We start from the raw sequence: 24,341 nt of genomic DNA on the forward strand, positions 1-24,341 counted from the left end.
ACCCTCCGTCGGGCCTTGTTGCGACGTCGCTGTCGCCCGGACGCTCTTGACCTCCTCGGGACGGGTCCAGTAGCGTGAAGTGGTTGTCCTGTCGCATCTATGCGCACCTGCACGATGGACGTTCCCGGCAGGAACGCCCCCGCTCAGCCTGTCCGATAGCTGGTCCACACCAGAAGGAGTTTCCAATGAACCTTCATCTCTCCCCTTGCTCCCTAGGTCGCTCTCTGGCCCTCTTCGCCGCAGCGCTTCTAGCCTTGCCGGCGCTTGCGGACCCCGTTCAGCTCTTGGTCTCGCGCATCGGCATCGACGAGAGCGCTCAGGAGGTGTTGGTGGAGCGTCCCGGCCATCGGCCGTTAGCCCGCGCTGCGGACGGCGGCCCGCTGCTCACCACCGCTGGCGTTCGCATCCTGCCGCCGGTGGACGCAGACTCCGAGGATCGTCTGCTCCGCGGTGTCACCATCCTGGTGGAGTCGGTGGCGGAGAGCGGCGATGCACCGACTCCCACGGACAACGACTACACTCGCATATCCGAAGCCATCGCCGCCGTCGCCGCCGTCGGGGACGGCACCATCGTGCGCCTGGTGGGAACCTTCGACTGGACCGAGATGAACGCCTTCGACTCTTGGGAGGCGGAGGGCTTCGGCATCCTCGGCCCCACCGGCGTCGCCGACGTCACCATCGGCGCCCAGAGCCTTGGCGACGCCGTGATCCTCGGCCCCGGCGACCTGCCGGAGCTCTACTTCGAGGGCTTCCTCTTCCTCTTCGGCGGCACTTACCAGGGGTGGACCATCGAGAACCTCGACCTGCGCGGCTTCGATTGGACCCTCGGACTCTTCCACGCCCAGGACGGCACCGGCTCGACGGTGGATTTCAACGACGTCACCATCGCCAACAATCGCATCGAGTTGCCGGTGGATCTGAACACCAACGCGGCGCCGGACGACAACTTCCAGAACATCGCCCTGCACTTCGCCTTCGGCACCAACCAGACCATCCAGGGCAACGAGTTCATCCTCCCCGGCACCGGCGTCAGCGACTCCGGCGCTCCCATGCCCGCCTCCGCCGCCAGCGTCGTCATGCAGAGCAATACCAGTGGCGGCGCGGTCTTCGATGGCCTCCAGATTCTCGACAACGTGATGCGCATCACCGGTGCCCAGAACGCCGACCCGGAGCGCATCTACGGCATCTGGGAGAACGCCGCCGGCCACACCTCCAACATCACCGTCAGCGGCAACTCCTTCGTCAACGAGGATCCCGGCAATATGCCCTTCGCCAACTTCCAGCGCGGCTTCCGGGTCACCTCCCACTCCTCCATGACCAGCACCGTCACCTACTCCAACAACCGCGTCGAGGGCGCCAATATCGGCATCCATTGGATTGGCGACGGCTACACCTCCGAGCCCCCGGCCACCGTCGAGGCGGTGGAGGTCACCGGCAATGTGCTGCTGAACAACGACACCGGCGTCTGGGTGCATTCGGACAACGGCAACACCAACAGCAAGGCCAACGTCACCTTCAACCGCTTCTTCGGCAACAACGTCGGCTTGGTGGTGGACGATAGCGAGGTCACCGCCGAGAACAATTGGTGGGGCTGCAACGCCGGCCCCGGTGCCATGGGCTGCGATAATGCCCTGTTTACCGGCACCGGCTTCATGGACACCGATCCGTGGCTGGTCCTGGGGCTGGAGCTGGCCGCCGACAGCGTCATCCGCGGCGGCATGACCACCGCCACCGCCAGCCTGCGGGAAAACTCCGACGGCATGGACACCACCGCCGACGGCAACGTTCCCGACGGCACCCCCGTCGACTTCTCCGCCACCGGCGGCACGATGATGCCCGAGGACACCGCCACCCTCGCCGGCCTGGCCGACAGCACCTACACCGCCGGCGACACCGCCGGCAGCTTCGACGTCTCCACCACCGTCGACAACGAAACCGTCACCGAGCCCATCGACGTCACCCTCGAAGACATCTTCACCGACGGCTTCGAAAGCGGCGACACCTCGATGTGGGGGCGGGTGGTGAGCGACGGGATGGAGCAGTAGCTCGGGCTGCCGCCGGCAACATGCCGGCGCGGCCCGGAGGGATTCTTGGGAGCGGTTGGACCTGTTCGCGGCCAGGGATTGCGAGCAGTAGACCTTACGAAAGTTCTGCTATGATGGCGCATCTTTTCATCGTCTCTTGAGGAGGTCGTCATGCACATGCTTCGAACCCTGCCCCGCTTCCGCATCATTCTGATCTTCGCCGCCGCCCTGGCGCTGGCCGCAATTCTCTCCTTCGGCGTCGGCACCCAAACCGCCGATGCCGAATACTGCGGTGACGGCTTCTTCCAGAGGTTCTACAGCGACGCCACCCTCACCACCCAGGTCGGCACCCGCAACCGCGCTTGCAACGGCGTGACCTACACCTACGGTCAGGTCACCCAATGGAGCACGGTCAACTTCTTCCCCTGCTGCAGCTGAGACCGCCCAGTTAGAGCTACCACGGCCCCGTTCCCTGTTGGGGGAGCGGGGCCGTGGTGTGTCTGGGGGGGGAGGCCGGAGATCTCGGGGGATGGCGAGGACCGAGTCGGTAGGCCCTCGCACCGGATTCATTGGGTGAGGTTGCTTGCTTTCAGCTCGGAGTGCTCAGCAATTTGATCGAAGTGCCGATCAAGATGAAGCAGAGTAGCGTCACCCTGGATGGCTGAAGCGGCGATGATCAAGTCGGTGGTAGGGACCGTGATGGCTTGGCGCCGTAGGCGAAAGCCCAGGCTGGTCGCAAGCTCGAAGACGGCCGGGTGCAGGTCGATCTGGTGGAAGGCTCGAAAGTCGCGGCGTAGCTTCTCGAAGTCGCGCTCACTCTTTGCGAAGGCCACGACTTCCACCTGAATGATCCCGTTAGTTGCCAAGGTATCTGCAGAGATCGCAGCAACGACGGCGGATTTGGCCCGATCTTGACCGTCGGGTCGGTAGTACTCGATCAGGGCAGAGCTATCGGCGAGGATCAATCTTGACTCCGAAGCTTGGCCAAGCCTTCCTGATCGATGTCGAGATCTATCTTGCCCTGATGGTCCAGGGCTTCTTGCAGGTGCTTTCGGCGCACAATTTCTGCCAGGGCTCTCCTCAGAGTCTCAGCTTTGCTGGTGGCTTGAAGAGCCTCTTGGGCTTCTCGAAGTAGGCCAGGGTCTAGAGTCACGGTCATTCGGGTCATGCTTTCACCTCCACGGCTCACTCCAAGGATACACCACCGGATAGTGCTATCGGTTGGTGGCGCCCTGCGCGACCCGCGAGGTTTGGGGGGCTGGGAGAATGCCGCCGCTCCCAGGGGACGGTCCCCGGGAGCGGGGCACGAGGTTACGGAATTAGCCCTCCATCACCACCCAATCCTCCTCCGGCGTGCCCTCGATGGAGCCGCAGTGGAGGGAGTCGAGGTCGGGACGGTGGGTGGGGTCGAGGTGGGAGAGGTCGAGATCCTCGGGGAGATCGAGCGCTTTGGGGGGCTGGTTCTTCTCGCCGCGCGTCTTGGGGGCCTCGGTGCCGGTAGTGTCGCCAGCGGAGGCGGCGTAGTAGGGGGAGAGGGTGTGGTGGACCTTGATGTCGTTGACGATGACCTCGCAGTAGGGCTGGGAGCCGGGGTTGACGAGGAGAGTCGTGCAGCCGACGTAGAGGTCGTAGGCGTTGCCGGGGACGAGGGTGCGGAGGTTGAGGGTCACCAGGCCGCCGGCGGGCAGGTGAGCGGTGGCGAATTGTTCCTGGGCGTAAGGAGTATTGGGCACCAGATGAGCAAAGACCTTGCCCTGGGCGAAGATGCTGCTGGGGCGCTCGGTGACCGGGCCCATGCGGAAGTCGATGCGGAAGTCGTTGCGGCCGGCTTCCACCCGGAAGCGCTTGCGGGCCCAGCCCGCCTGGGAGACGGCCACCGGCCCGAAGTTGCCGTCGGTGCCGAGTTGCAGCACCACGCCGCCGGTGCGCCAGTTGTGGCGCACGGCGCGCCAGGTACCGGGCTGTTCGAATCGCGGAGAGATGAAGGGGTCCCAGGCGTAGGGGTAGCCCTGCCCCGGTCCCCAGGTCTGGGTGTTGGACAGAGCGCGGACGGCGCTGTTGCCGGCGTCGTCGATCTCGAAGGTGGCCTGGGTGGGCTCGAAGGTGGTCTCGGGGAGCTGGGCGGTGCTGGTCATGGTGGTCTCCTGAACGCTTTCGATGAGAGTTTCTCGGATGGGCCGGGGCGGCTGCCTCGGCCCGGGTTCAAGAGGGTGAAATCCGCTCCTCGGGAGATTGTTTAGAGGAATCTCGCTTTTCTCAGTTCGCCAGCCGCCGGCGGGCCTGGGCCATGCGGTGGAGGGCGGGGACTGCGGCGTCGATGAAGGCCTGATGGCCGCCAGTGCTGGCTTCGTGGAGCGCCGCCAGGAGCCGCTCTTCCAAGATCCCCAACCACATCACCACCTGCATCGCCAGGTCCTGGTCCCGAGGGTCGGGGTCCGAGCCTGGGGGGTTGTACTGGCCGGTGGATTCCTCGGGGTTGGCGGGCTTGATGTCGTCGGAGGAGTCGTCGGCTACGACTTGCGAATAGCGCCAGAGTTTGAGCATCGCCTCGTGCAGCCGGAAGGTGGCGGTGAGGGCGTCGTCGGTCGACCGATCGTCCGGTGCCTGGTCGGTGGAGACCCCAAGGTGAACGAAGAGGGCGTCGCGCAGGGTGTGCAGGTCTCCGGCGAGGTTCTTGGCGAGGTCTTGTCCGTACATGGTGGCTCCTTGGTGACGGTGAGTGAGATGAAATCTCGAAGGCCGCGGCAGCGATGCGGGCTGCCAAAGAGGTGAAATCCCGCCGCGGCGGAATTGTTGAGTCTGGAATGGCTGCCTTCTGGTTCTGTGGCGGTCATGGGGGCTGGCCGTAGAGCACGAAGCCGGCCCAATGGTAGGGCGCTCGCCAGCGGGGCTCGGCGAGGAGAGCGAGCTGGGCCTCGCGCAGAGCCTCCTCTGGTGGTAGCCGCTGCTGGAGCAAGCCGCGATAGAAGCGGCTCATGAGCTCGGCGGTGGCGTCGTCGGAGACGTCCCAAAGGCTCACCAGAACCTGCTGGGCGCCGGCTTGCAGGAAGGCTCCGGTGAGCCCCACCAGACCCTCGCCGCGCACCTCTCGGCCTAAGGCGCTGCGGCAGGCGGAGAGAGTGACCAGCCGGGAGCGTAGCTCGAGGCCGGCGATCTCGTGGAGCAACAGCTGGCCGTCCACGGCACGGCCGGCGTCGTCCCGTTGGGCGAGAAGCAGGGAGGAGAGCTCTGGCCGGTCCTCGTCCACCCGGGCGTGGGTCGCCAGGTGCAGCCACCGATAGGGTGTGAGGGCGCTGGAGGTGAAGAGCTCTTTGCGCGCCTCGGTGCCCAGGGCCAGGAAGGGCGGCTGCGGAGCGAGGTCGGCGATGCGCTGGGCCTCCCGCCGGGTGCCCGGGAGCCTTGGCGGCCCGGCGGCGGCTCCGGGTTCGCCGGGCTCGAAGGCCGGGTCGGCGAGGATCGCCAGGCTTTCCTCCGGTGGTGTGCCGGGGCGCTCCGCCGCCGCCCGCCGGCTGGAGAGGGAGGGCAGGGAAACCACCGGCTGATGCGCCAGCAGCGGTGGGGCCTGTTCGCAGGGCCCTCCGGAGCGTGGGTCGGGCAGCGCTCCGAAGGGGAGGTAGAGCAGCGGGCCGTCGGCGACCACCAGCACCCGCTTCGAATCCAGGTGCTCCGCCACCGGCGCCAGCAGCTCCCGGCTGAGCTGACAAAGCACGGGTCGCAGGGCGCCTTCGGCTTCTCGGCGATGGCTGCTGGCGAGGAGCTCGTGGGCTCGGCGAGCCAGATCTGCGAAACGGCGCACCGGGGGTAGGGTGTGGGTGGTGAGCCGGGGCGCGCCTCGCTGTTGGTCGAGGATCCACAGATAGCTTTCCTCCCGGCCCAGATGAAATTCCAGCAGGATTTCCTCCGCACCAACCCACCGGGCCAGTTCGTTGGCGGCGAGGGATTGGGCAGTGTTGGGGCTTTCTTGACGGCGCGCGATCTTGCCGCGGGCATCGTCCAGCTGCCGGGCCAGCTCTTCGATCTCGATCTCGATGCGGGCCAGGGCCGCCCCGTTGCCGGAGGAGGCTGCCAGCAGCTCGGTGCGCAGCCGGGCGGTGGCGGAGAGGCGGGCGGCGAGGGTGGCTTCTCGTTCGGCGAGCCTGGTATTTGCTTCTTCGGATGGTGGGCTGGCGCCCACGCTGCGGATCCCTCTTGCTTTGCCGCGAGGTACCGAAAGAGCGTCGAGGAGGCTGCGGGAGCGGGCCCGTTCGCTGGCCGCCAGGGCTCGCCAGGCCCAGTCTTGGTGCGGCTCGGCGCGCGCCTGCTCCATCAGCAGCTCGACCGCCAGCTCGTAGCGCTCCTCCACCGTGGCGAAGAAGGCGCGGCGCAGGGCTGCTGCGTCGATGAGGTCGCGCTGGTCTTCGAGCAGATCGAGGGCGGCGCCGATGGCTTCGAGAGATTCTGCCGACTGACCGGTCGCTTGGAAATCGAGGGCCAGAGCGTAGAGAGCGGAGGATTCTCCGGCGGGATCCCGCAGCCGGCGGTAGAGGTCCAGGGCTCGGCGGTGCTCTTCCAGAGCGTGCTCGAGACGGCCGCCGTGGCGCTCCAGATGGCCCAGGTTCTCGCGGCAGCGGGCTTCCCCCAGGGGGTCACCGACGGCGATGAAGATCTCCAGAGCCTGCCGTTGGAGGTCCATCGCTTCATCGCTACGGCCCTGGTGACGCCGCGCCAGGGCCAGATTGGCCAGGCTGACTGCTGCCTCAGGGGAGTTGTTCGAAGGGCGGAGGTCCAGCGCTTGGGTGAAGCGCTCTGCGGCGCGGCCGGCGTCGCCGCTAGCGAGCTCCAGCAGGCCCAGGCGGTCGAGGGTGCGGGCATGGGCGGAGGCGTTTCCCAGCTTTCGCCAGACTTCCGCGGCGGCGGCGAGGTGGCGGTGGGCGCGCTCAACCTCTCCCAATCCTTCCTCCAGGACCCCCAAGTTGTGCAGGGTCTCCGCCTCGCCCCGGCGGTGGGCGGCCTGTCGATGGAGCTCCAGCGCTTCTTCGTAGGCCTCCAGTGCCCGCTGAGCCTCTCCCCGCCGCTGGTGGGCATGCCCCAGGTTGTGCAGCAAGCGGCCTCGGCCGGCGGGATCCTCCTCCGCCGGCCGCAGGGGCAAGGCCCTCCGCCAGGCGGCGACGGCGGCGTCCAGGTCGCCGAGCTCGAAGGTGAGCAGCCCCAGGCGGGCGAGAGCGGCACTCCGCTGCTCCGGTGGGGCGGTCTCGGGGAGCGCATCCACCGCCTGTCGCTGGAGCTTCAGAGCTTCCTGCTGGTGCCCCTGGGCCTGAGCGCACCGGGCCAGGCGGTCGAGGGCGTCCGCCTCGCGGGCCTGCGTTTCAGGGCCAGGATCTCCCAAGCCGCGAAAGCCCTCCAGCGCCGTGGCCAGGAATGCCTCTGCCTCGTCCATTCGCCCGGCCTGGCGCAGGAGCTCGCCCCGCTGGAGCTGTGCCAGGGCTTCCGCCCGTCGCCGATCCTCGTCCGTTGCCGGGCGCTGCGCTACCAGCTCGATTCGGTACTCGCCGGTGCTGGCGCCGTGGATCTGGAGCACATGCTCGCCGGCGGTGTCAGCGACTACCGCTACCTCTTCGCCGCCGCGCCGGCCGTTGGGGCTGTCGGTGCGGGCCAGCTCCACTCCAGAGGGACCGAGGAGCACCAGTAGAACGTCCGCGCCCAGTTGCTGCACGCGCAGCTGGCAGTAGTCGCCGGCCTTCAGCGATAGCCGATAGCGGTGGATCTCGCCTTCAGCGACGGAGATCTGTTCCGGGGATCGCGGCAAGGACCGAGGGGGCACCGGCTTGGCGGCCAGTGAGGGAGCCTCGCCTCGAGGAGGGCTGCCTGACTGCTCGGAGCCATTTGCCGGGGCTGTGTCCGGTGGCGGCCGGGAGATGAGCAAGAGCCCTACTCCCCCCAGGACCGCCAGCAGCAAGGCGCCTAGGAGGACGACTAGCGACCGAGGCGCCCCGTGGCGAGACCCTCGGTTCTGGCCTCCGCTCACGGCTCGGGCGAGTGCTCCGGCGGGGCGATGAGCAGCAGAGGATAGGTGGCCAAGGGTTCCTCTTCGCCCTTGGCGTAGAGCCGCAGGCGGTGCTCGCCGAGGCTCGGCGGTTGGGGGATGAAGCTCAGCCGTAGCGCACCCAACTCCTGCAGTTCGAGGTCATCGAGGGTTAGCCAGGGGGTTCCCTCGGCATCGTGAATCTCCACCCGATAGGAGCTGGCGGCGGGCTCCACCGGTGGGGTGAGGAAGACCATGGCGCGCCGGCTGGCAGGGAGAGTTGGCGGCGTTGCGTCCTCGTTCCGGGTCAGGGCATCGAGGTAGAGGACTGCTGGATTTGCCTGGGGAGCGGAGAGGTCGGCAACCTGGTCTTCCAGGGTCTGTTCCTGCTCGGACAGTTGGGCGACCCAGATTCCAAGCCCCACTACCGCTGCGGCGAGCACCGCGGCGAGGCGGGGGATCCAAGCGCGGGCGCGGCCATCCGCCGGGGGACGATTGCGGGAAGGACTCGGCGCCGAAGCGGCCGCGGGAGCCTCGGAGGAATCCTCCTCCTCGGCGAGGCGCGCCCGCAGGTCCCGCCAGGCGGCGGCGGTGGCATAGTCTGCGGTGGCATGGTCTGCGGTGGAATAGTCCGCCGGCTCCTCGCTGTCGCTGGCAGGACCTTTCAGCTCTTCCAGCGCTTCCAGGTCCACCAGCGCCGCGGTGCAGGCGCGACAGGCCACCAGGTGCTCGCGCACTGCCGCGGCCTCTTCCGGGTCCAGCTCCTGATCCCAGTAGCGCAGCAGCAGGGCGGGCTCGGGGTGGGGCGGCTGGCCGCCGGGAGAAGCCTCGATGAGCTCTGCCAAGAGGGTTTCCAGATCTTGGGTCATCCCCGTGCCTCCTCGCCGACGGCGCCCGTCCGCAGCCGATCCGCCAGCTTTCCTCGCGCTTGGAAGAGATGGGCCTTGACGGTTTGAATCGAGACCTGCATGACCCGGGCGATCTCCCGGTACTTGAGGCCGTGATCGACCCGCAGCAGCAGGCAGTGACGCATGCGCTCCGGCAGCTCCGCCATGGCGCCGGCCACCGCCTGGCGCCGCTCCGCCACCAGCACGCCGTCCAGCTGCTCGGCGTCGGAGGCCCACAACGTGGTCGCTTCCACGGCATCTTGGCTCACTTCTTCCCCGCTGCGTTTGGCGGCGCTCAGGGCGCGCCGGTGTTTGAGATAGGTGGTGGTGGCGATGCGGAAGAGCCAGGTGCCGAAGCGCGCCTCGGGGCGCCAGTCCGCCAGACCGCGGTAAAGGTTGAGGAAGGTCTCTTGGGTCAGGTCCAGGCGATCCTCCGGTGCCACGCCGCGGCGGGCGAAGAAGCGCTCCACGGGGCGGTGGAAGCGTTCGAAGATCTTGCGGAAGGCCGCCTCCCGTTCTCCGGCTTGGAATTCGGCCACCCAGCGCAGGATTCGCGCTTCGTCCTGCTCCGAGCCGGGGGCCGGCTTCGTGGGCACGGGGGGTCGGGCTCCTGGATCGTGGAGACTCATCGAGGTTCAGCTCTCGGGTTGGCCTCCAGTATGCCGCAATCTGCGGCGGCCTGTCATGGGGGCCACTCATCGGGGGCCACTCATCGGGTCCCAACTATTGGTCGCTGGCGAGGAGCTCCTCCAGGGATATAGAGGCCGAGGGGTAGTCCCGGACGTCCTGGCGGTAGGTGCCCTGGAAGTCGGCGCGGTCGTAGTTGGCGAGAGCGGTGCGGAACATGCGGTCGCGGCTCTCCCAGCGGTCGCGGGTGGCCGGGTAGGCGCCGATGCGGGCTTGGTCGTCGTGGGAGAGGTGGAGGGCGTGGCCCTGCTGGATGCGCTCTAGACCGGCGCCGAGGGTCAGGCGGCTGATCATGTCCTGATCCTCCCAGCCCCAGCCGTGGAGCTCGGCGTTGTAGCCGTCGATGCGCAGAAAATCTTCGCGCCGTACCATCAGCAGCCCCGGCGCCTGGCGGGTGCCGTCCTCGGCATCTTCCTCGTGGTCGAGGATCTCCAGCTCGCGGCCGTCGGCGGTGCGCAGACGCAGCTGGTAGCCGAAGCGCACCACGTGGCCGGCGCGGCGGGAGTTCTGCTCCGACTCGCGAACCCCGGCGAGAGTGGCGAACGTGCCCGGACGCTGGTGCAGGCGGTGGAGCAGGCCGGCGATCACCGCCGGCTCCACCACGATGTCGCAGTCGCAGAAGAAGAGGAAGGGGTGCTTCGTGGCGCCGGCGCCGAGGTTTTGAGCGCGGGCTTTGTGGAAGTAGCGCTGGGGGCCGGCGTCGACGATGCGGACGTTCTCCAGCTCTTGCTTCCCGTGGCGGACGGCCTCCTCCAGTTGCTCCGCGAGGAGCCCGCGGTCACCGCCGAAGTTGACCACCGTCACGTCCCCATCGGAGGGCACCATGCCCTCGACGGGCTCGGTCCTTCCGATGGATCGGGCGGCGGCGGCGAGGGCGGGAAGGGCGCGGCCGAGCTCGCGGCGGTCCCGCCAGGTGACGACGATGGAGAGCATCTTCGAAGAGTCGGGGCTTCGGGGCCGCTAGGAGTTCTCGAGGTAGGGCAGAATCTGCCGGGCCAGGCCTTCGGCGTCGAGGCCGCCGAGGGCCAGGAGGTCGTCGTCGTCGCCCGACTTGCCGGACCAGGAGCGGGGCCAGCCGAGGGGGATGATGCGGGTTGGCAGGGCTCGTTCCTGGAGCAGGCTGGCGAGGCCGCCGAATCCATAGTGATCCTCCACCACCAGGAGCGTCTCGACCCCCGCCAGGGCCTCTTCCAGGCCCTTCGGCAGCGGCGCGACCCGAGCCAGGTGGAGTTGCCCCAGGCTGTGGCCCCGACCTTCCAACCAACGGCGGGCGGCGGCGGCGAGGTGGGAGCCGAGACCGCAGCCGGCGAGGGCGATGCGCGGGGCATGGTCTCCGGGGCCTCCGGCGAGCCAGCGCAGGGGGGCGGCGACGCCGGGAAAGTCCTCCAACGGGCGGCGGGGCAGGCGCAAGTAGCCGGGCTCGCTGCCGGCCAGCAGCTGCCCGGCGGCGAGGCGCACTTCCTGCGGCCCCGCCGGCGCCCACACTTGCAGCCGCGGCAGCGAGGCCATCAGTGCCAGGTCGTTGAAGGCGGCGTGGGTTTTGCCGTTGCGGCTGGCGCAGCCGCCGCTGTGGGAGCCCACCAGCACCACCGGCTGCCCCGCCTGGCTGAGCCCCACCCGCACCTGATCGTAGGCCCGATAGCAGAGGAAGGCGGCGAAGGAGAAGACGAAGGGGCGCAGCCCACAGCGGGCCATGCCGGCGGCGACGGAGACCATGGCTTGTTCGGCGATGCCCGCCATGACGAAGCGCCGGGGGTGCTCGCCGGCGAAGTGATGGGCACCGTCGGAATCCGCCAGGTCGCCGTCGAGAACCCAGATGCGGGGGTCCTGGTGGGCTTCCTCGGCGAGGAAGCGGCCGCAGTGGTCCGCCAGGCGCAGGGTCATGACGGCAAGGAGCTCATGGCTGAGGAGCTCATGGTTGGTGGAGCCTCATGACAGGCCGGCGAGCATGCGGTGGTGCTCCTCCTGGGTCACCGTGGTGCAATGGAAGCGGAGCGGGTCGGCTTCCGCCAAGGGGACGCCCTTGCCTTTGACGGTGCGGGCCACCACCGCCGCCGGGCTTCTCGCTCCGGGCTCCTCGCTGCTCGTGATGATCTGGTCGAAGACTTGCGCCAGGTTGCCGTGGTCGTGGCCGTCCACCTCCGTCACCCGCCACCCGAAGGCCCGCAGCTTGGCCGGCAGATCGGGCACCGGGCATGGATCGCCTTGGGGTGCCCAACCGTACTCCTGGTAGCCGTTGGCGTCGATCACCGCGGTGAGGTTGGTGAGGCCCAGCCGGGCAGCGAGCATCGCCGCTTCCCACACCTGGCCTTCTTGGCACTCCCCGTCCCCCAACACTACCCACACCTGGGGCAGCGAGCGAGGCGCCGCTTCCGGCTGCTGCTCGCGCAGCGCCAGCGCCATGCCCACCCCCACCGACAGGCCCTGCCCCAGCGAGCCGGTGGAGAACTCCACCTCCGGTAGCTCGGCGACGTCGGGGTGGCCCTCCAGCGGCGAGGTGGCGGTGCCGTAGCCGGCCAGCGGGTGGTGGTAGAAGCCAAGGCGGCGCTGAACCGCGTAGAGGGCGAGGGCGGCGTGGCCTTTGGAGAGGATCAAGCGATCCCGATGGGGATCTTCGGGGTGGTCCGGGAAGATCCGGAGCTGACAGCGGTAGAGGGTGAGGAGGAGGTCGAGAACGCTGAGGGTGCCCCCGTAGTGGCCGCCGCCGCAATCGTAGAGAGCCTGAAGGATCTCCCGCCGCAACTCCGTCGCCTCCGCCGCCAGAGTGGCGAGATCCATGGGATGGGTCCGTGGGTTGCGGGAACCGCGCGGCTGCAGGGTGGGGACAGGCTTCACTCGACCCTCGGGGCGGTTGTAGTAGATAATGACTATGTCAACTGTCAATTATAGCATGCAGCGACTTCCCACCTTCCCCCGTTTCCCCTGCGTTGGAGCCCCGTTCTGCGGGCGTTTCTGATGGCGCGGGTCCTGCTCATCGGCCTCGGCGATCTCGGTCGCCGGCTGGCTTTGGGGCTGGCGGCGGCGCCGGAGGTGGGGGAGCTGGTCCTCGCCGGCCGCCGCGAGGAGGACGGCCGGGCCTTCGCCGCGCTGGCGGCGGCCTGCGGCCGAGCGCGGGTGCGATTTGTCTACGCCGACGCGGCGCAGGAGGCGGAGCTCGAGGCCCTGCTGCGGAAGGAACAGCCCCAGCTGGTGGTGCAGGCGGCGTCCGGCGCCTCCCCGTGGGCGGCTCCCGGCTCCGACGCTCCGGCGGCGCAGGCGCTGCTCGCGGCGGGTTTCGCGGCGCAGCTTCCGGCGCATCTGCCGCTGGTGCGCCACGTGATGCGTGCGGTGCGGGCCAGTGGCCTGGCGGTGCCGGTGGTCAATGCGGCCTTCCCGGACTTCACCCATTCCATTCTCGCCGCCGAAGGGCTGGCCCCGACGGTGGGTATCGGCAACGCGGGGATGATCCGGGCGCGGGTGGTGGCGGAGCTGCGGCGCCGCGGTGAGGAAGAGCTGGAGCCGCGGCTGAAGGTGCTGGCCCACCATGCTCACCTGACGCCGGTGGTGCTGGCCCAGCCGCTGCCGGAGGGTTGTACCCAGCCGCGAATCTACATCGGTGAGGATGGGCAGCGGCGCGACGAGCTGGCCTTCAGCGGTCCCCCTTTGCCGTCCCGACGGGAGCTCAACGCCCTGCCGGCGGCCAGCGGGCTGCCGATCCTGCGGGCGCTGCTGGGGGGGCCGGAGCTGCGCACCTCGGCGCCGGGCCCCGGGGGCCTTCCCGGGGGCTATCCGGTGAGGGTGAGTGCCGCAGGAGTGGAGCTCGACCTGCCGGCGGTCATCGACCTCGAGGAGGCCTTGGCCTATCAATGGGAGAGCGCCCGCGTGGACGGCGTCGAGCGCCTGGACGCCGATGGCACGGTGCATTTCACCGCCGCCGCCCGCCGGGCCCTGGAGCCTTTCGCCCCGGCCCTCACCGAGCCCCTGGCCCCCGGCGAGGCGGAGGGTCGGTTGGGGCTTCTGCGGCAGCTCCTCGGCTCGGCGTGAGCGTTTCGTGAGCGCTTCCCCCAATCTGCCGGCCTCGCTGCCGGGGTTGGCGCTACCGGGCTTGCCGCTGCCGCTCTTCGGGGCCTTCGCCCACCACTCCCGCGGGCGAGACCGGCTCACCCCGAATCATCTCCAGCCCTGGGTCGCGGCGTGGATTGGCGACGTGGACCCCAAGGATTGGTTCATCGACCAGGGAGCTGGGGTGGCTTTGCTGCGTCCGGAGGCGACGGCATTCCCGCAAGGTCCGGGCTCAGATGCGGGCGCTGAATCAGGACCGTGGGCGGCGCTGGCGATCCGGGGCAGCCTGCAGGCGATGGCGCTGGAAGCGCAGCCGCCGCCGGGATGGCCGGTGCCGGTGGCGCAGAGCGTCGCCACCGCATTGCTCTACCGCTTTTTGGATCGCGGCGAGGAGGCCCTGGCGGGACTGGGGGGAGACTTCTCCATCGCCCTCTGGGACGGTCGGCGCCGCCGGCTGCTGCTGACTCGAGACGCCCTGGGGCAACGTTCCCTCTACTACCGCCGCGCCGGCGGGCTGACGGTGTTCTGCTCGGAGCCGGAGCCGCTGCTGCGGGCGCCGGGGCTGGGGGCCGAGCTGTCGGCGGAAAGCGCGTTCTGGTACCTGGCCTTCGGCACGCCGCCCCCCGGGCGAACCCTGGCGCGGGGGGTGGAGGTGCTGCCGGCGGCCCATCTGCTGAGCTGGCGGCCGGGGGCGGCGGCGCTGGAGCGGCGGTGGTGGACGCCGCTGGATCCCGAGTCGCCGGTGAAGGCGACGGAGGAGGTGATCGGGGAGATTCGCCGAAGCTTGGACACGGCGCTGTTGTCTGCCGTGGCGGATTCGGAGCCCTGGGGATTGCTGCTCTCCGGCGGGGTGGACTCGTCCTACCTGGGAGCCTGCGCGGTGGCCCACGGCCGGCCCCCGGAGGCGGCCCTGACCAGCGCCTTCGAGGAGCGCCACGGTCTCAACGAGACGGAGGTTGCGGCGGCGGTGGCGGGCTGGCTGCGAGTGCCCCACCGGCCGGTGACCCTGCGGGCGGCGGAGGGCTTAGAGCTGCTGCGGGAGGTGGTGCTGGCAGCGCCCATCCCCTGTGCGGCGTGGGCCGCCCTGACCCACCACCGGGTGCTGGCGGAGGCTCGAGAGCTGGGTCTGGAGCTCCTCGTCTCAGGATTGGGGGCGGACGAGGTCTTCGGCGGCTATGACCACTACCGAGGCTACTACGCACGCTTCCTCCGCTTCCTCCGTCGCCAGTCGGTGCCGGCGGGGCTGGCGGAGGTCGAGCTGCCCTGGCAGGCGGAGGAGCAGTCCAGCCGGCGGGTCCTCTATCCGGGGGTGGCGCGCTTCTTCGACGATCCGTCGCTGCGCAAAGGATTGGAAGAGCCGTATCGGCGCTGGCAGTACGCCTCGCACCTGCGCTCCTTCTACCGCGAATGCCGTCGGCTGAAGCCGGAGGCCCACGCCATGGAGCTGATGGTGGCCCACGAATGCCAACATCGCATTCCGGAAATCCTCTTCGGCAATTTCGAGCCCTTGGCGCGGGCCCACGGGGTGGAGGTTCGATATCCCTTCCTGCAGCCGGAGCTGGTGCAGTTGGTGGCGGGGCTGCGGGTGGAGGATCGCTACCGCACTGCCGGCGGGCGGTTCTCCCTGCGCTTGCGGGACCTCCAGCCGCGCTTCAAACACGCCATGCTCGAGGTGGCCCGGGGCCGGGTGCCGGAGGAGGTCGTGGATCGGCCCCGCAAGAGCTTCACCGCGCCCTTCGGCGGCTGGTTGTTCGACCAAGCTTTCGGCCCGGCGGTGATCGACGACCTGCGGCGCAGCCCGTTCTGGAAGCTGGGGATCGTGCGCAAGGAGTGGCTGGAGCATATTCTGGAGCGCATCCAGCCCGGCCCCAACCCGTGGGTCTTCCAGCTCTGGGCGCTGGTCACCCTCGCCGGATGGTACGAGCGCTTCGTGGAGCCCGATCGCTAGCTCTTCAGCCGTGCCAGGAGCTGGTCCCAGCGCTGCTGGCGGGAGCCGGAGAGGGCGCGGCCGGCGAGGCTCTGGTTGAAGAAGCGATGGCCTTCCTCGGGCAAATGGCGCAGCTCCTCGATGCGCTCCACCAGAGCGGCGCGCATCGTCGGCGGGAAGCTGGTGGCCGCCAGATCGCCGCCACCGGCGACCACCATCAAAGCCGTCGCCTGGCATTTGCGGCAGCGGTCGCAGGTGCCGGCGCCGCTCGAATAGCAGACCCTCAGACTCCTCAGCAGCTCCGGGGCGTGATCCAGCAGGGCCTCGACCTTGGGCTGCCGCATTTCGGTCTCGTGAAGCAGCTCCATCGGGGCCGGGTACGCATAGCGATCGACGTACGCGGCGGAGCCAGCGCAGCTGCCCACCCGGCCTAGAAGCTCGCTGAAGCCGCCGGCCAGGTACACCCGCGCCAGCAGGGGGCGGATCACTGTCAGGGCGGTGAAGATGTGGTGCACGTGCATCAGGCCGAGCCAGAAGGAGCAATTGTCGGGAAACTTCTCGTCCAGACGGTTGTGCTTGTAGACGCTGGCCAGATTGGTCCACAGATGCATCCAGCCGAGGCCCCGCTCCTGCGCCACCGCCTGAGTGGTCTCCAGGGCGTCGGCGCGCTGCTCGCCGGTGGTCATGGAGTCGAGATTTTCGAAGTTCGACAGATGGATCAGCCAATCCACGCCCGCCGCTCCTGCACCTTCCCGCTGCTCCAGGTCTGCTCTCTGCTCCAGATCGATCAGCGCTCGGCAGCTGTCGATGCCGGCGCTGAACATCAGCCCCCGGTGGTGTCGGGGCAGGTCGAGATCTTCCTCTTCCGGCCCGGCCAGCGGCGTGAGACTGGCGAAGGGGTCGTGGCGAGGCCAGCCGTAGTGATCCTGGAGGAAGGTGCCGACAGAGCGCAGGCTCTCGATCAGGCTGGCGGGCACCGGGATCGGCGAGCGCAGCTCGGCGCCGTAAGCCCAGCCCAGGGGGGCGAAGGCGGAGACGAAGGCACCGTTGAGGATCGGAGCTTCGCTGCGCACGCCCTCGCTGCACGCCAGCCCCAGCAGCCGGTTGTCCCACAGCAGGGGCTCGAGGTCCGGCGAGCAGGCGTAACGGCACCGCACCCGCCAGGGATCCCGGCCCAACTCGGTGAGCTCGACGAAGGGCATGTCGCTCACGCCAGCGCCCCGCGGCTCGCCGCTTCCACCGCTCCCGCTGATCGGACCTGCCGGACCCCCGGCAGCTCCTCCGCCACCGGCAGGCCCAGGGGGGCGGCCACCTCGTCGAACCAGCGCACCAGGTTGCGCCGTAGTGTTCGGGCTCGCCGGAAGGGCGTCGCTGGCGGCAGGCGCCGGCCGGAAACGGCTCCCTCCACCAAGCGCTGGAGACGCCGCGGTACCGGCGGTTCGATGGGCACCCCCAAATACTCCACCAGCGAGTAGCGGGAGTCGTACCAGGGCCCCAGGAAGAAGGCCGGGGTGCCGTGGACCAGGGCGGTGAGCAGGGCGTGGATGCGGCTGGTGACCACCACCGACGCACCGGCGATGAGCTCGTGGGCCTGCTCCGCACTGTCCAGAGGAACCGCTTCGACGTCTCCTGCCGCCAGCCCCAGGCCGGAGAGGTCCTGACGTTCCGGAGCATGGAGCAGCGCCACCGTCGGGGCGACGGCGGCGCAGGCTTTGATCGAGGCGGCGATGAGTTCCTGAAAACCGAGGCCAGGGGAGAAGACCACCGGCCCGGGTCGGAGTTTCCAGCGTTCCGCATCCCCCAGGAGCAGCGTCGGGCAGCCCACCAAGGCGCTCTCCAGACCGGCGTTGCGCAGCGAGCGATGGGTGAAGGGGTCGCGGCTGCCAACGGTCTGAGAGAGCTGCTGGGCCAGAGCCAGATCCGCCAGGTCTTCGGGGCTGCGCAAGGCCACGCCGGGAGTGAGGATGGGGATCTCCACGGCCGCGAGGCCGGGAGCGGTGGCGTGATCCTCCGGCTGTAGCAGGGTGGCGCCGGGCAGGACCAGGGCGCGGCAGCGGTGGATGGCTTCCAGCTCCTTCTCTCCCAACGGCCGGTGGGCGTTGATCTCGACGGCGAAGTTGGGAAACCCGAAGCAGCTGCGCACCGCGTGCTCGATGATCAGATTGCCGCGGTTGACGCACCCAGGGGTGATGGTCAGCAGGGCATGGTCCCGGGAGCTGGTTACCTGGGAGCTGTTCACCTGGGAGCTCATCGTCGCTGCCGTTCCCGCGCCGCCAGCCGGCGGATCAAAGCCTCCGGCGCCTGCTCCTCGAGGCGGGAGTAATAGCCGCCGAGGTCTGTGCAGGGGGCCTCCTGGGCGGCTTCTTCGCAGGCTTCTCCCAGCGCCATCAGAGCCTGCGCCCGGTCTACCAAGCTTGGACCTTCCGCCACCTGATGGCTCAACATGGCCGGCGGACGGTAGTGCTCGACGGGCCTCGGTAGGTGGCCGCCGGCGTCCACCAGCACGGACAGGACTTTTCCTTCCACGTGCCCTTTCACGGGCCAGCGGAGGGTTTGCCGCCGCTGGTCGAAGAGGATTCGCCGGCTCTGCCGCCCTTCGGAGGTCACCACCGTCACCTCCAGGGGCAGGGGCCAGGGCTGCCGGGTCTGCTGCTCCAGGTCGATCTCCACGGCGTCCTCCACGGCGCCCTCCACGGCGCCCTCCACCAAGCTATGGCGGGCCAGCACCCGCGGCATGTCGCCGCCGTAGACCCAGGCGTCGAAAAAGGATTGGAGGTCTCCACCGCCCGCCGCCTCGATGGCTCGCTGGAGGTCTCGGCTGGTCACCGCGCCGGCTTTCGCACCGGCGACGGTGAAGCGTTGGAGGCCCTTCCAGAAAACCTCGTCTCCGACCTCCTGACGCAGCAGATGGAGCACCAGCAGACCGCGGCTGTAGGTCAGGCCTCCGCTCATCTCCTCGGGGCGGTCCCAACCGTGGTGCACCAGCGGCCGCGGAGGCTCCTCGGCGAGAGCGCGCAAATAGCGCAGCCGGGCCAGAACCCGCTCGCGGTCGTAGGCGGCGCGGCCCCAACGGTCCTCCTTGTAGGCCGCCACCATGAACGACACCAGGCCTTCATGAAGCCAGAACTCCGACCAGGTGGCGCCGGTGACGCGGTTGCCCCACCAATGATGAGCCAGCTCGTGGGCGAGGAGGTAATCCTCCTGCGGGTCGGCGAGCAACGCCTTGCCATAGCGAGTGCTGAACAGGGAGAGCCCGGCCATCTCCTGCGGCGGCGCTTCGTGGAGCAACGCCTGGGTGTAGGAGCTGCCCTCGTAGGGCAGCCCCGCTCGCTGGCCGAAGAAGCGCAGCATGCGGGGCGTGTCGGCGAAGATGCGCCGCAGCTCGGCGCCGTTGAAGTCCCGGCCGACATAGTTCAGGGTGACCTTTTCGCCGAAGGCTCCTTGGGCTACCTCGGCGACTGCCTCGAGGGGCGCCGCCAGAAAACCATAGAGGTAGGCGGGCCGCGGGGTCTCCAGGCGATATCGATGGTGATGCTGGAGGTCTCCGGTGGGCTGGTCGGCAGCGTCGGCGCTTTCGATCCTTCGGCCGGTGGCTTCGACGTGCAGGGTGGCGGGGGCGGTGAGGGAAAGGTCGAGGGTGGCGCGGTCGCCGGGATGATCGTGGCAGGGCATCCAGCCCGCGGTGTGGAAGGCGGTGAAGACCTGGTCGTGGTCGAAGCGCAGGCCTCGCTTCGCATCGGATCGGTAGCGGATCCGGAAGCGTCGCACTTCTTCCTTGGCCATGGGGCCCTTCGTTCTGGGTTCGGGGGAAAGATCGAGGAAGAGGGCCGCTTCGGCTTCCTCCACCCGGAACGGCACCGGAGATCCGCCGCTCCGGACTTCCTCGATGATCAGCCCCTCCGAGGCCAGCCGGATGGTCGCCAGCTCATCGACCAAGGAGCGCAACTCCACCGTGACGTCCCCCAGCACTGCGGGTTGGAGGAAGTCGAGATCGAGGATGGCCTCGTAGTGCAGGACGTCGAAGCCCGCGGCTTCGGCTCGTGGCTTTTCGTTCCCTCCTGGTGCCACTGTTCCAGCTTCGGTGGGCGGCTGGGGCGCCGCCGGCCTTGCGGCCCCGCTGATGGTGAGGGCGAGGAGGAGGGTGCCGGCCAGGAGCCCAATGCCGGCCAGGAGCCCAATGCCGGCCAGGAGCCCGGTGCCGGCCAGGAGCCCGGTGAGCCCTCGAGGGCGGGGCTTCATGAGGCGTTCTTCTTCATGGTCTGTAGGGGTGGTGTCGTGGCCAGCTCGGGGTGCATTTTCAGCAGGCGGCCCTTGAGGCGGCGGACGCGGCCCAGGGCCTCGGCGACCCGGGTGGGGCTCAGCCGGCCCTGTTCCAGCGCCCGATGGAGGCGATAAACGGCGCTGAATTGATGCGCCTCCTTGTAGTAGATCAGCAGATCACTGCCGGCGGCGAAAGCCAGGGCGCCGCATTCCGCCGGCGTCCAGTACCGCCGCAGGGCCTTCATTTCCAGCGCGTCGGCGACGATGGGGCCCTCGTAGCCGAGCTCCTGACGCAAGACCTGCCGCTGCCAGAAGGGCGAGAGGCTAGCGGGCGGATCTTCCCCAGGGGCTTCGCCGTCGGCGCCGGCCTGGGGATAGCGTACGTGAGCGGTCATCACCGCGTCGACATCAGCCGCCAGGGCGGCGCGGAAGGGGATCAGCTCCCGCTCCTCCATCACGCTGCGGGACGCGGACACTACCGGCAGATCCCGATGGCTGTCGACCTCGGTGGCGCCGTGGCCCGGAAAGTGTTTGACGCAGCTCAAGACCCCGCCTCGGCGCAGTCCCCGCACCGCCGCCGCGACGTGCTCGGCGGTGCGCCGAGGATCGAGGCCGAAGGAGCGGTCTCCCACCGCGCCGGCGCTGGTGGCGGCGGCCAGATCCGCCACCGGGGCGAGGCAGAGGTGGACTCCGGCGCCGGCGAGCTCCGCTCCCGCTTGGGCCAGCAGCTCCTCGGTTGCAGCGGGTTCGCCGGTGCCGAGCTCGGCCATGGGCGGGAGGCGAGTGAACCCGGTGCGAAAGCGCTGCACTCGGCCCCCTTCGTGATCGGTAGCCACCAACAGGGGCTCGCCGGGCCGGGCGCAGCGGTGCTGGAGCTCGGCGGTGAGCTGGCCCAGCTGCTCCGGATGGCGAAAGTTGTCGGTGAAGAGGACCACGCCGCCGATGCGGAAGGTGCGGAAGAACTCCGCCACGTCCTCCCCCAGCCGGGTGCCGTCGAAGGCCAGGAGGAAGAGCTGGCCGAAGGTGTCGAGCACCTCTTCCGGCGCAGGACTCCCGCCAGCGCCCCCGCGAGAGCTCTCCGGCGGCGGCGCGTCCTGGTGTGCCGGGTTCACCGACCGGGTTTCCCTGGATTCCCGTCCAGCGGCGGGGTGTCCTGGCGGGGTCGGCTCGCGCTTCCGATTTGCAGCAGCGATGCAGCTCCGGTGGTGGGCAGAGGCTCGCCCGGCTCCGTCAAGGGCCGGCCGTGGGCCGGTGCCTGAGGGCAGCCGACGCAGCCCGGGGGCAGCCAGCCCAGCGCCAGGGGCAGGCGGTACCCCCACAGCAAATCGCCGATCCAAAGCTCCGCCAGGGAGCTGCCGTCGAGTTGCGCCAGGGGGCGCCGGGGCAGGTCGATCATCGCTTCGCAGCAGGTCAGGGAGGAGCCGTCGATGGTCAAGTAGGCGGCGTCCACCGCCCACCGGCAGAGCTCCGGCGGCGGACCGATGGCGGGGTGCAGGATCTCGTCGTGCTCCGGTGAGAGCACCGGGGATGCTGGGATTGGCGCCTCGCCGGTGAGCTGGCGCCAGCGGTCCTCGCTCCAGCGCAGGAAAGCCTCGTCGCCGCCGTCCCAGCCCTCCTCCAGCCAGGTTTCGTCGTAGCTCTCCTGCGCGGTGGAGCGCGGGTCGATGCACGAGAAGTGGGGCATGCGCAGCCCCAGATGGGCGGAGTAGGAGAGAAGCGCTTCGGCGTCGGCGTAGGGATCGTCCACCAGCACCGCTTTGATCTTGATGCGCAGATGGTCGAGGTTCTGCCGCCGCCGATGCTCCACCAGCGCTTCGAGATTGTCGAGCACCGGCTGGAGGGCCGTACCGCCGCGCTGGTGGGCGAAGCGTTGGGGATCCAAGGAGTCGAGAGAGAAGGCGATGGAGGTGATGCCCGCCGCGCACAGGGGTTCGAAGCGGCGGGCGTCGAAGACGGTGCCGTTGGTCACCACCCGCACCTCGGCTCGGGGAGCGCGGCGGCGTACCTCGCGCACCATGTCCGGCAGGCGAGGGTGGAGCACCGGTTCGCCGAGGCCGGTGAAGTCGACGTTGCGCACCCGGTGGAAATCGATGCCGTCGAGATGGCGGAGGAACTCTTCGAAGGGTTGGAAGCGCTTGCTTTCCAGATGGCGATGGGAGCAGTAGGAGCAGGTGAGATTGCAGCGGGTGGAGACTTCCAGCTGCACCGAGCGCGGATGGCCGGGAGTCTCGTAGATCAGGCTCGGTACCGCTTCGCCGCCGGCAGCCCCCTCAAAGCCCTCGAGGCGTGGGCGCAGCTGCTCTACCGCATCGGGTAGCAGCAACTCACCGCAGCTTCGGCACCAGCGGGCGCTGAGCCCCTCCACCACCAGCCCGCTGGCCTCCCCCAGGGCGGCGTCGACGGAGAGGGCTATGGTCGGTGTGCTGCAGCCGGCGCAGGGCGGAGCCTCGCCGCCGGTGGGGCGCAGGCGGGCGACGAGGAAGTGGGATGGGTCTCCCGCCAGACAGCGGGCGATGTCCTCGAGGAGACCTTCGTCCGGGCTGACCGCCGGGGCGAAGGCTCGGCGGCTGGCCAGGCAGACCTGGCCGGGGAGATGTCGTAGCCGGAGCCCCCGTTCCGGTACCAGCAGATCCACCGGTGCCGGGAGCCGGTGCTCGGAAGCACCGGTGGCGGCTTCGGATTGCATCGGCCGGGGCGGCTAGTCGCTGCTCTCGGGGAGCTTGCTCTCCGTCCAGGAACGCTCTCGCGGATCGTAAGTCTGGAAGCGCTCGATGCGGAAATCACACTTCGACGAGGACACCGCGCCCAGCCGGAACTGGCGGCCTTCCTGGAGACCGAACTCGAGGTTGATGCGGAAATCGCACTTCGAAGCGGAAAGCGTCGCGTTGACACCCGGCTGGCGGAACTTGCCGACTCGGTTCTGGAGCAGGTTCACCGACCAGTCGCACTTGTCGGATGCGACCCGCATCTGGCCCCGAGGCATCTGTGCGGAGACCGTACCCAGGTTGTTGAGTACGCCGTCGGCGCTCAGGGAAACCATGTCGAGCTTCCAGTCGGCAGGATTGATCACCGACTGGACGAGGGAGAACTTGAAATCACATTTGGCCATAACCACCCTCCGGCAGGGCTGTGAGCCCCGCGATCATCCGCCCGGGGAGGTGCGGAGCCGATGGCTGAGCTGCCGCCGGATTGCGCCAGTGCGGCGGTCGAGCTCGACGCCTCGGCTGAATCTAGCCATCCGCCCTGCGTCGGTTCTCGGACATGAGACCGGGGGGACAGCGTCGCTCGAATCTCTGATCATGGCTTCCCGGAGACGGTTGGGATTGGTACCCCGGAATGCTGGCAATGATGAGAAACTTCAACGCGGGAAGTCGTTGATCAAAAATATTCTTCATAATCAGTGTATGCCTCTGAGACTGCGAGAGTCAACCGCGAGGGAGACCCCATGAGCGCTTTGCGTGTGGCTTTGTGGATCGATCCCGGCACGCCGCTGGAGCCCTCGGTATCGGGTCCGGCGGCAGTGCTGGGCTACGAGTTGGCGCAGGGGTTGGCCGAGCACTGCGCTGCCAACGAGGATCTGGCAGTGGATCTCTTCGCCGGCCGGGGATCACAGGTCGAGTTGCCGCTGGTCTCGCTGGATCCGGAGGAGCTTCCCGGCGGGGGAAGCCTGGAGGCTTCCGGTCGGCGGCTCGACGCTCTCTTCTGTCAGCTGGTGCTGTCGGGAATGACCCGCGGCTACGACCTGGTGCATTGCCTGGCGCCGGTGGTGACCCCCCTGCAGCTGGTGGCCGCCGCCGGTACGCCGGTGCTGCACTCGCCGTTGGTTGCCGCCGACCACCCGGCAGCGCTGCTGCCGCCGCGGCTGGTGGCTCCTCCTCTGCTGCGCCGGCTGCGCTTCACCGCTGCGCCCCAAAGTGGGTTGGTGGTGGAGTGGTCCACAGCCGGTGGGAGGTCCCGAGAGGCGATCGAAGAAGCACCGGTGGCGGTCACTCTGGGTGTGGATCTGGTGCGCTATCGGCCGGTGGCCGAGCCGCGGGGGGATTTCCTCGCTTGGTCCGGGGCCGGCGGTGGCCAGGGCCGCAAGCTGGCGACGGCGGTGGCGGAAGAGGTCGGTATGGAGCTGTGGAGCCCGGCCCAAGGCGGCGCCGAGGACCTTCTACCCTACGCCCGTGCCCTGCTCCACCCGGCCTCCGAAGCCGGCGGTATCGAAGCACTCTGGCCCCTGCGTGCCCTCGCCTGTGCGGTGCCGGTGATCGCCGTGGCCGGCGGCGAGCTCGACGAGGTCTTTGGTGAGGAGAGCTGTGGAGCTTTGCCGGCTTGGGAGATCGCTGCTGATCCGACTGCCATGGCGGCAGCGGTAGTCGATGTCTTGGAAGCGCTACCGCGGCCGTCCCCGGAGGTGATCCAAGCTCGTCGTCGGCGGGCCCTCGGGCATCACAACCGCCGGGCCATGGTGGCCCGCTGCCGAGAGCTTTACGCGGCGATGAGGGAAGCGAAATAGCGCTGGCTCCCCG

General features: G+C 69.1%; 21 protein-coding genes. 6 read left to right on the forward strand and 15 right to left on the reverse strand.

Annotated elements, in window-relative coordinates; genetic code table 11:
- Positions 1–185 precede the first annotated feature (185 nt).
- A complete protein-coding gene (locus SX243_00925) occupies positions 186–2,045 on the forward strand; it encodes a hypothetical protein (GenBank protein ID MDY7091512.1) in 1,860 nt (619 codons plus the stop codon).
- Positions 2,046–2,195: 150 nt separating this feature from the next.
- Complete coding sequence (locus SX243_00930) at positions 2,196–2,462, forward strand: DUF6289 family protein (GenBank protein ID MDY7091513.1); 267 nt, start codon at positions 2,196–2,198, stop codon at positions 2,460–2,462.
- A gap of 128 nt (positions 2,463–2,590) precedes the next feature.
- Here the strand turns inward: SX243_00930 and SX243_00935 are convergent, their stop codons facing one another.
- Positions 2,591–2,989 (reverse strand): PIN domain nuclease, encoded by a 399-nt coding sequence (locus SX243_00935; protein MDY7091514.1) that lies wholly within the window; start codon positions 2,987–2,989, stop codon positions 2,591–2,593.
- A 2-nt stretch (positions 2,990–2,991) separates the two neighbouring features.
- Between SX243_00935 and SX243_00940 the strand changes: the two genes are divergently transcribed.
- Positions 2,992–3,159: a hypothetical protein gene (locus tag SX243_00940; GenBank protein ID MDY7091515.1), complete on the forward strand. Its 168-nt coding sequence runs from the start codon at positions 2,992–2,994 to the stop codon at positions 3,157–3,159.
- A 184-nt stretch (positions 3,160–3,343) separates the two neighbouring features.
- On the opposite strand, the gene SX243_00945 is transcribed toward SX243_00940, so the two are convergent.
- From SX243_00945 to SX243_00980, 8 genes are all read right to left on the reverse strand, one after another.
- The gene (locus SX243_00945) at positions 3,344–4,159 is read right to left on the reverse strand and encodes a hypothetical protein (GenBank protein MDY7091516.1); all 816 of its coding nucleotides are present in this window, start codon (positions 4,157–4,159) and stop codon (positions 3,344–3,346) included.
- 121 nt (positions 4,160–4,280) lie between these two features.
- A complete protein-coding gene (locus tag SX243_00950) occupies positions 4,281–4,721 on the reverse strand; it encodes a hypothetical protein (GenBank protein ID MDY7091517.1) in 441 nt (146 codons plus the stop codon).
- Positions 4,722–4,854: 133 nt separating this feature from the next.
- A complete protein-coding gene (locus SX243_00955) occupies positions 4,855–7,809 on the reverse strand; it encodes a CHAT domain-containing protein (GenBank protein MDY7091518.1) in 2,955 nt (984 codons plus the stop codon).
- Positions 7,810–8,024: 215 nt separating this feature from the next.
- On the reverse strand, positions 8,025–8,894 hold the full coding sequence (locus tag SX243_00960; GenBank protein MDY7091519.1) for a zf-HC2 domain-containing protein: 870 nt from the start codon (positions 8,892–8,894) through the stop codon (positions 8,025–8,027).
- A complete protein-coding gene (locus tag SX243_00965) occupies positions 8,891–9,508 on the reverse strand; it encodes a sigma-70 family RNA polymerase sigma factor (protein ID MDY7091520.1) in 618 nt (205 codons plus the stop codon). Before SX243_00965 ends, SX243_00960 begins: the two co-directional genes overlap by 4 nt.
- Positions 9,509–9,635: 127 nt before the next feature.
- A complete protein-coding gene (locus SX243_00970; GenBank protein ID MDY7091521.1) occupies positions 9,636–10,532 on the reverse strand; it encodes a galactosyltransferase-related protein in 897 nt (298 codons plus the stop codon).
- Positions 10,533–10,559: 27 nt separating this feature from the next.
- Positions 10,560–11,477 (reverse strand): transketolase, encoded by a 918-nt coding sequence (locus SX243_00975; GenBank protein MDY7091522.1) that lies wholly within the window; start codon positions 11,475–11,477, stop codon positions 10,560–10,562.
- Positions 11,478–11,528: 51 nt separating this feature from the next.
- Complete coding sequence (locus SX243_00980; protein ID MDY7091523.1) at positions 11,529–12,377, reverse strand: 1-deoxy-D-xylulose-5-phosphate synthase N-terminal domain-containing protein; 849 nt, start codon at positions 12,375–12,377, stop codon at positions 11,529–11,531.
- A gap of 177 nt (positions 12,378–12,554) precedes the next feature.
- On the opposite strand from SX243_00980, the gene SX243_00985 reads away from it, so the two are divergent.
- Both SX243_00985 and SX243_00990 read left to right on the forward strand, forming a co-directional pair.
- The gene (locus SX243_00985; GenBank protein ID MDY7091524.1) at positions 12,555–13,622 is read left to right on the forward strand and encodes a hypothetical protein; all 1,068 of its coding nucleotides are present in this window, start codon (positions 12,555–12,557) and stop codon (positions 13,620–13,622) included.
- 7 nt (positions 13,623–13,629) lie between these two features.
- Entirely contained in the window at positions 13,630–15,588 is a 1,959-nt protein-coding gene (locus SX243_00990) for an asparagine synthase-related protein (protein MDY7091525.1), read from the forward strand.
- Here the strand turns inward: SX243_00990 and SX243_00995 are convergent.
- From SX243_00995 to SX243_01020, 6 genes are read right to left on the reverse strand one after another with little or no spacing between them, the layout of a single operon-like run.
- A complete protein-coding gene (locus SX243_00995; protein MDY7091526.1) occupies positions 15,585–16,778 on the reverse strand; it encodes a hypothetical protein in 1,194 nt (397 codons plus the stop codon). The two genes, SX243_00990 and SX243_00995, sit on opposite strands and share 4 nt — an antisense overlap.
- Positions 16,775–17,806, reverse strand: a complete 1,032-nt coding sequence (locus SX243_01000) for a polysaccharide pyruvyl transferase family protein (GenBank protein MDY7091527.1) — start codon at positions 17,804–17,806, stop codon at positions 16,775–16,777. The genes SX243_00995 and SX243_01000 overlap by 4 nt, the downstream gene beginning before the upstream one ends.
- Positions 17,807–17,814: 8 nt before the next feature.
- Positions 17,815–19,806, reverse strand: coding sequence for a M1 family aminopeptidase (locus SX243_01005; GenBank protein ID MDY7091528.1), 1,992 nt, complete (start codon positions 19,804–19,806; stop codon positions 17,815–17,817).
- The gene (nagZ, locus tag SX243_01010) at positions 19,803–20,939 is read right to left on the reverse strand and encodes a beta-N-acetylhexosaminidase (GenBank protein MDY7091529.1); all 1,137 of its coding nucleotides are present in this window, start codon (positions 20,937–20,939) and stop codon (positions 19,803–19,805) included. The genes SX243_01005 and nagZ overlap by 4 nt, the downstream gene beginning before the upstream one ends.
- Positions 20,936–22,513: a radical SAM protein gene (locus SX243_01015; GenBank protein MDY7091530.1), complete on the reverse strand. Its 1,578-nt coding sequence runs from the start codon at positions 22,511–22,513 to the stop codon at positions 20,936–20,938. Before SX243_01015 ends, nagZ begins: the two co-directional genes overlap by 4 nt.
- Before the next feature lie 12 nt (positions 22,514–22,525).
- Positions 22,526–22,936 (reverse strand): hypothetical protein, encoded by a 411-nt coding sequence (locus SX243_01020; protein MDY7091531.1) that lies wholly within the window; start codon positions 22,934–22,936, stop codon positions 22,526–22,528.
- A gap of 336 nt (positions 22,937–23,272) precedes the next feature.
- Between SX243_01020 and SX243_01025 the strand changes: the two genes are divergently transcribed.
- Positions 23,273–24,328: a hypothetical protein gene (locus SX243_01025; protein ID MDY7091532.1), complete on the forward strand. Its 1,056-nt coding sequence runs from the start codon at positions 23,273–23,275 to the stop codon at positions 24,326–24,328.
- Positions 24,329–24,341 lie beyond the last annotated feature (13 nt).

This window comes from Acidobacteriota bacterium, assembly GCA_034211275.1.
GTDB lineage: Bacteria > Acidobacteriota > Thermoanaerobaculia > Multivoradales > JAHZIX01 > JAGQSE01.

Excerpts from the sequence above, each read along its gene's own strand:
- SX243_01020 (MDY7091531.1), bottom strand. The coding sequence starts at position 22,936 with ATGGCCAAATGTGATTTCAAGTTCTCCCTCGTCCAGTCGGTGATCAAT.
- SX243_00985 (MDY7091524.1), top strand. The coding sequence starts at position 12,555 with ATGGCGCGGGTCCTGCTCATCGGCCTCGGCGATCTCGGTCGCCGGCTG.
- SX243_00970 (MDY7091521.1), bottom strand. The coding sequence starts at position 10,532 with ATGCTCTCCATCGTCGTCACCTGGCGGGACCGCCGCGAGCTCGGCCGC.
- SX243_00930 (MDY7091513.1), top strand. The coding sequence starts at position 2,196 with ATGCACATGCTTCGAACCCTGCCCCGCTTCCGCATCATTCTGATCTTC.
- SX243_01025 (MDY7091532.1), top strand. The coding sequence starts at position 23,273 with ATGAGCGCTTTGCGTGTGGCTTTGTGGATCGATCCCGGCACGCCGCTG.
- SX243_00980 (MDY7091523.1), bottom strand. The coding sequence starts at position 12,377 with ATGGATCTCGCCACTCTGGCGGCGGAGGCGACGGAGTTGCGGCGGGAG.
- SX243_00945 (MDY7091516.1), bottom strand. The coding sequence starts at position 4,159 with ATGACCAGCACCGCCCAGCTCCCCGAGACCACCTTCGAGCCCACCCAG.
- SX243_01015 (MDY7091530.1), bottom strand. The coding sequence starts at position 22,513 with ATGCAATCCGAAGCCGCCACCGGTGCTTCCGAGCACCGGCTCCCGGCA.
- SX243_00925 (MDY7091512.1), top strand. The coding sequence starts at position 186 with ATGAACCTTCATCTCTCCCCTTGCTCCCTAGGTCGCTCTCTGGCCCTC.
- SX243_01005 (MDY7091528.1), bottom strand. The coding sequence starts at position 19,806 with ATGAAGCCCCGCCCTCGAGGGCTCACCGGGCTCCTGGCCGGCACCGGG.
- SX243_00960 (MDY7091519.1), bottom strand. The coding sequence starts at position 8,894 with ATGACCCAAGATCTGGAAACCCTCTTGGCAGAGCTCATCGAGGCTTCT.
- SX243_00950 (MDY7091517.1), bottom strand. The coding sequence starts at position 4,721 with ATGTACGGACAAGACCTCGCCAAGAACCTCGCCGGAGACCTGCACACC.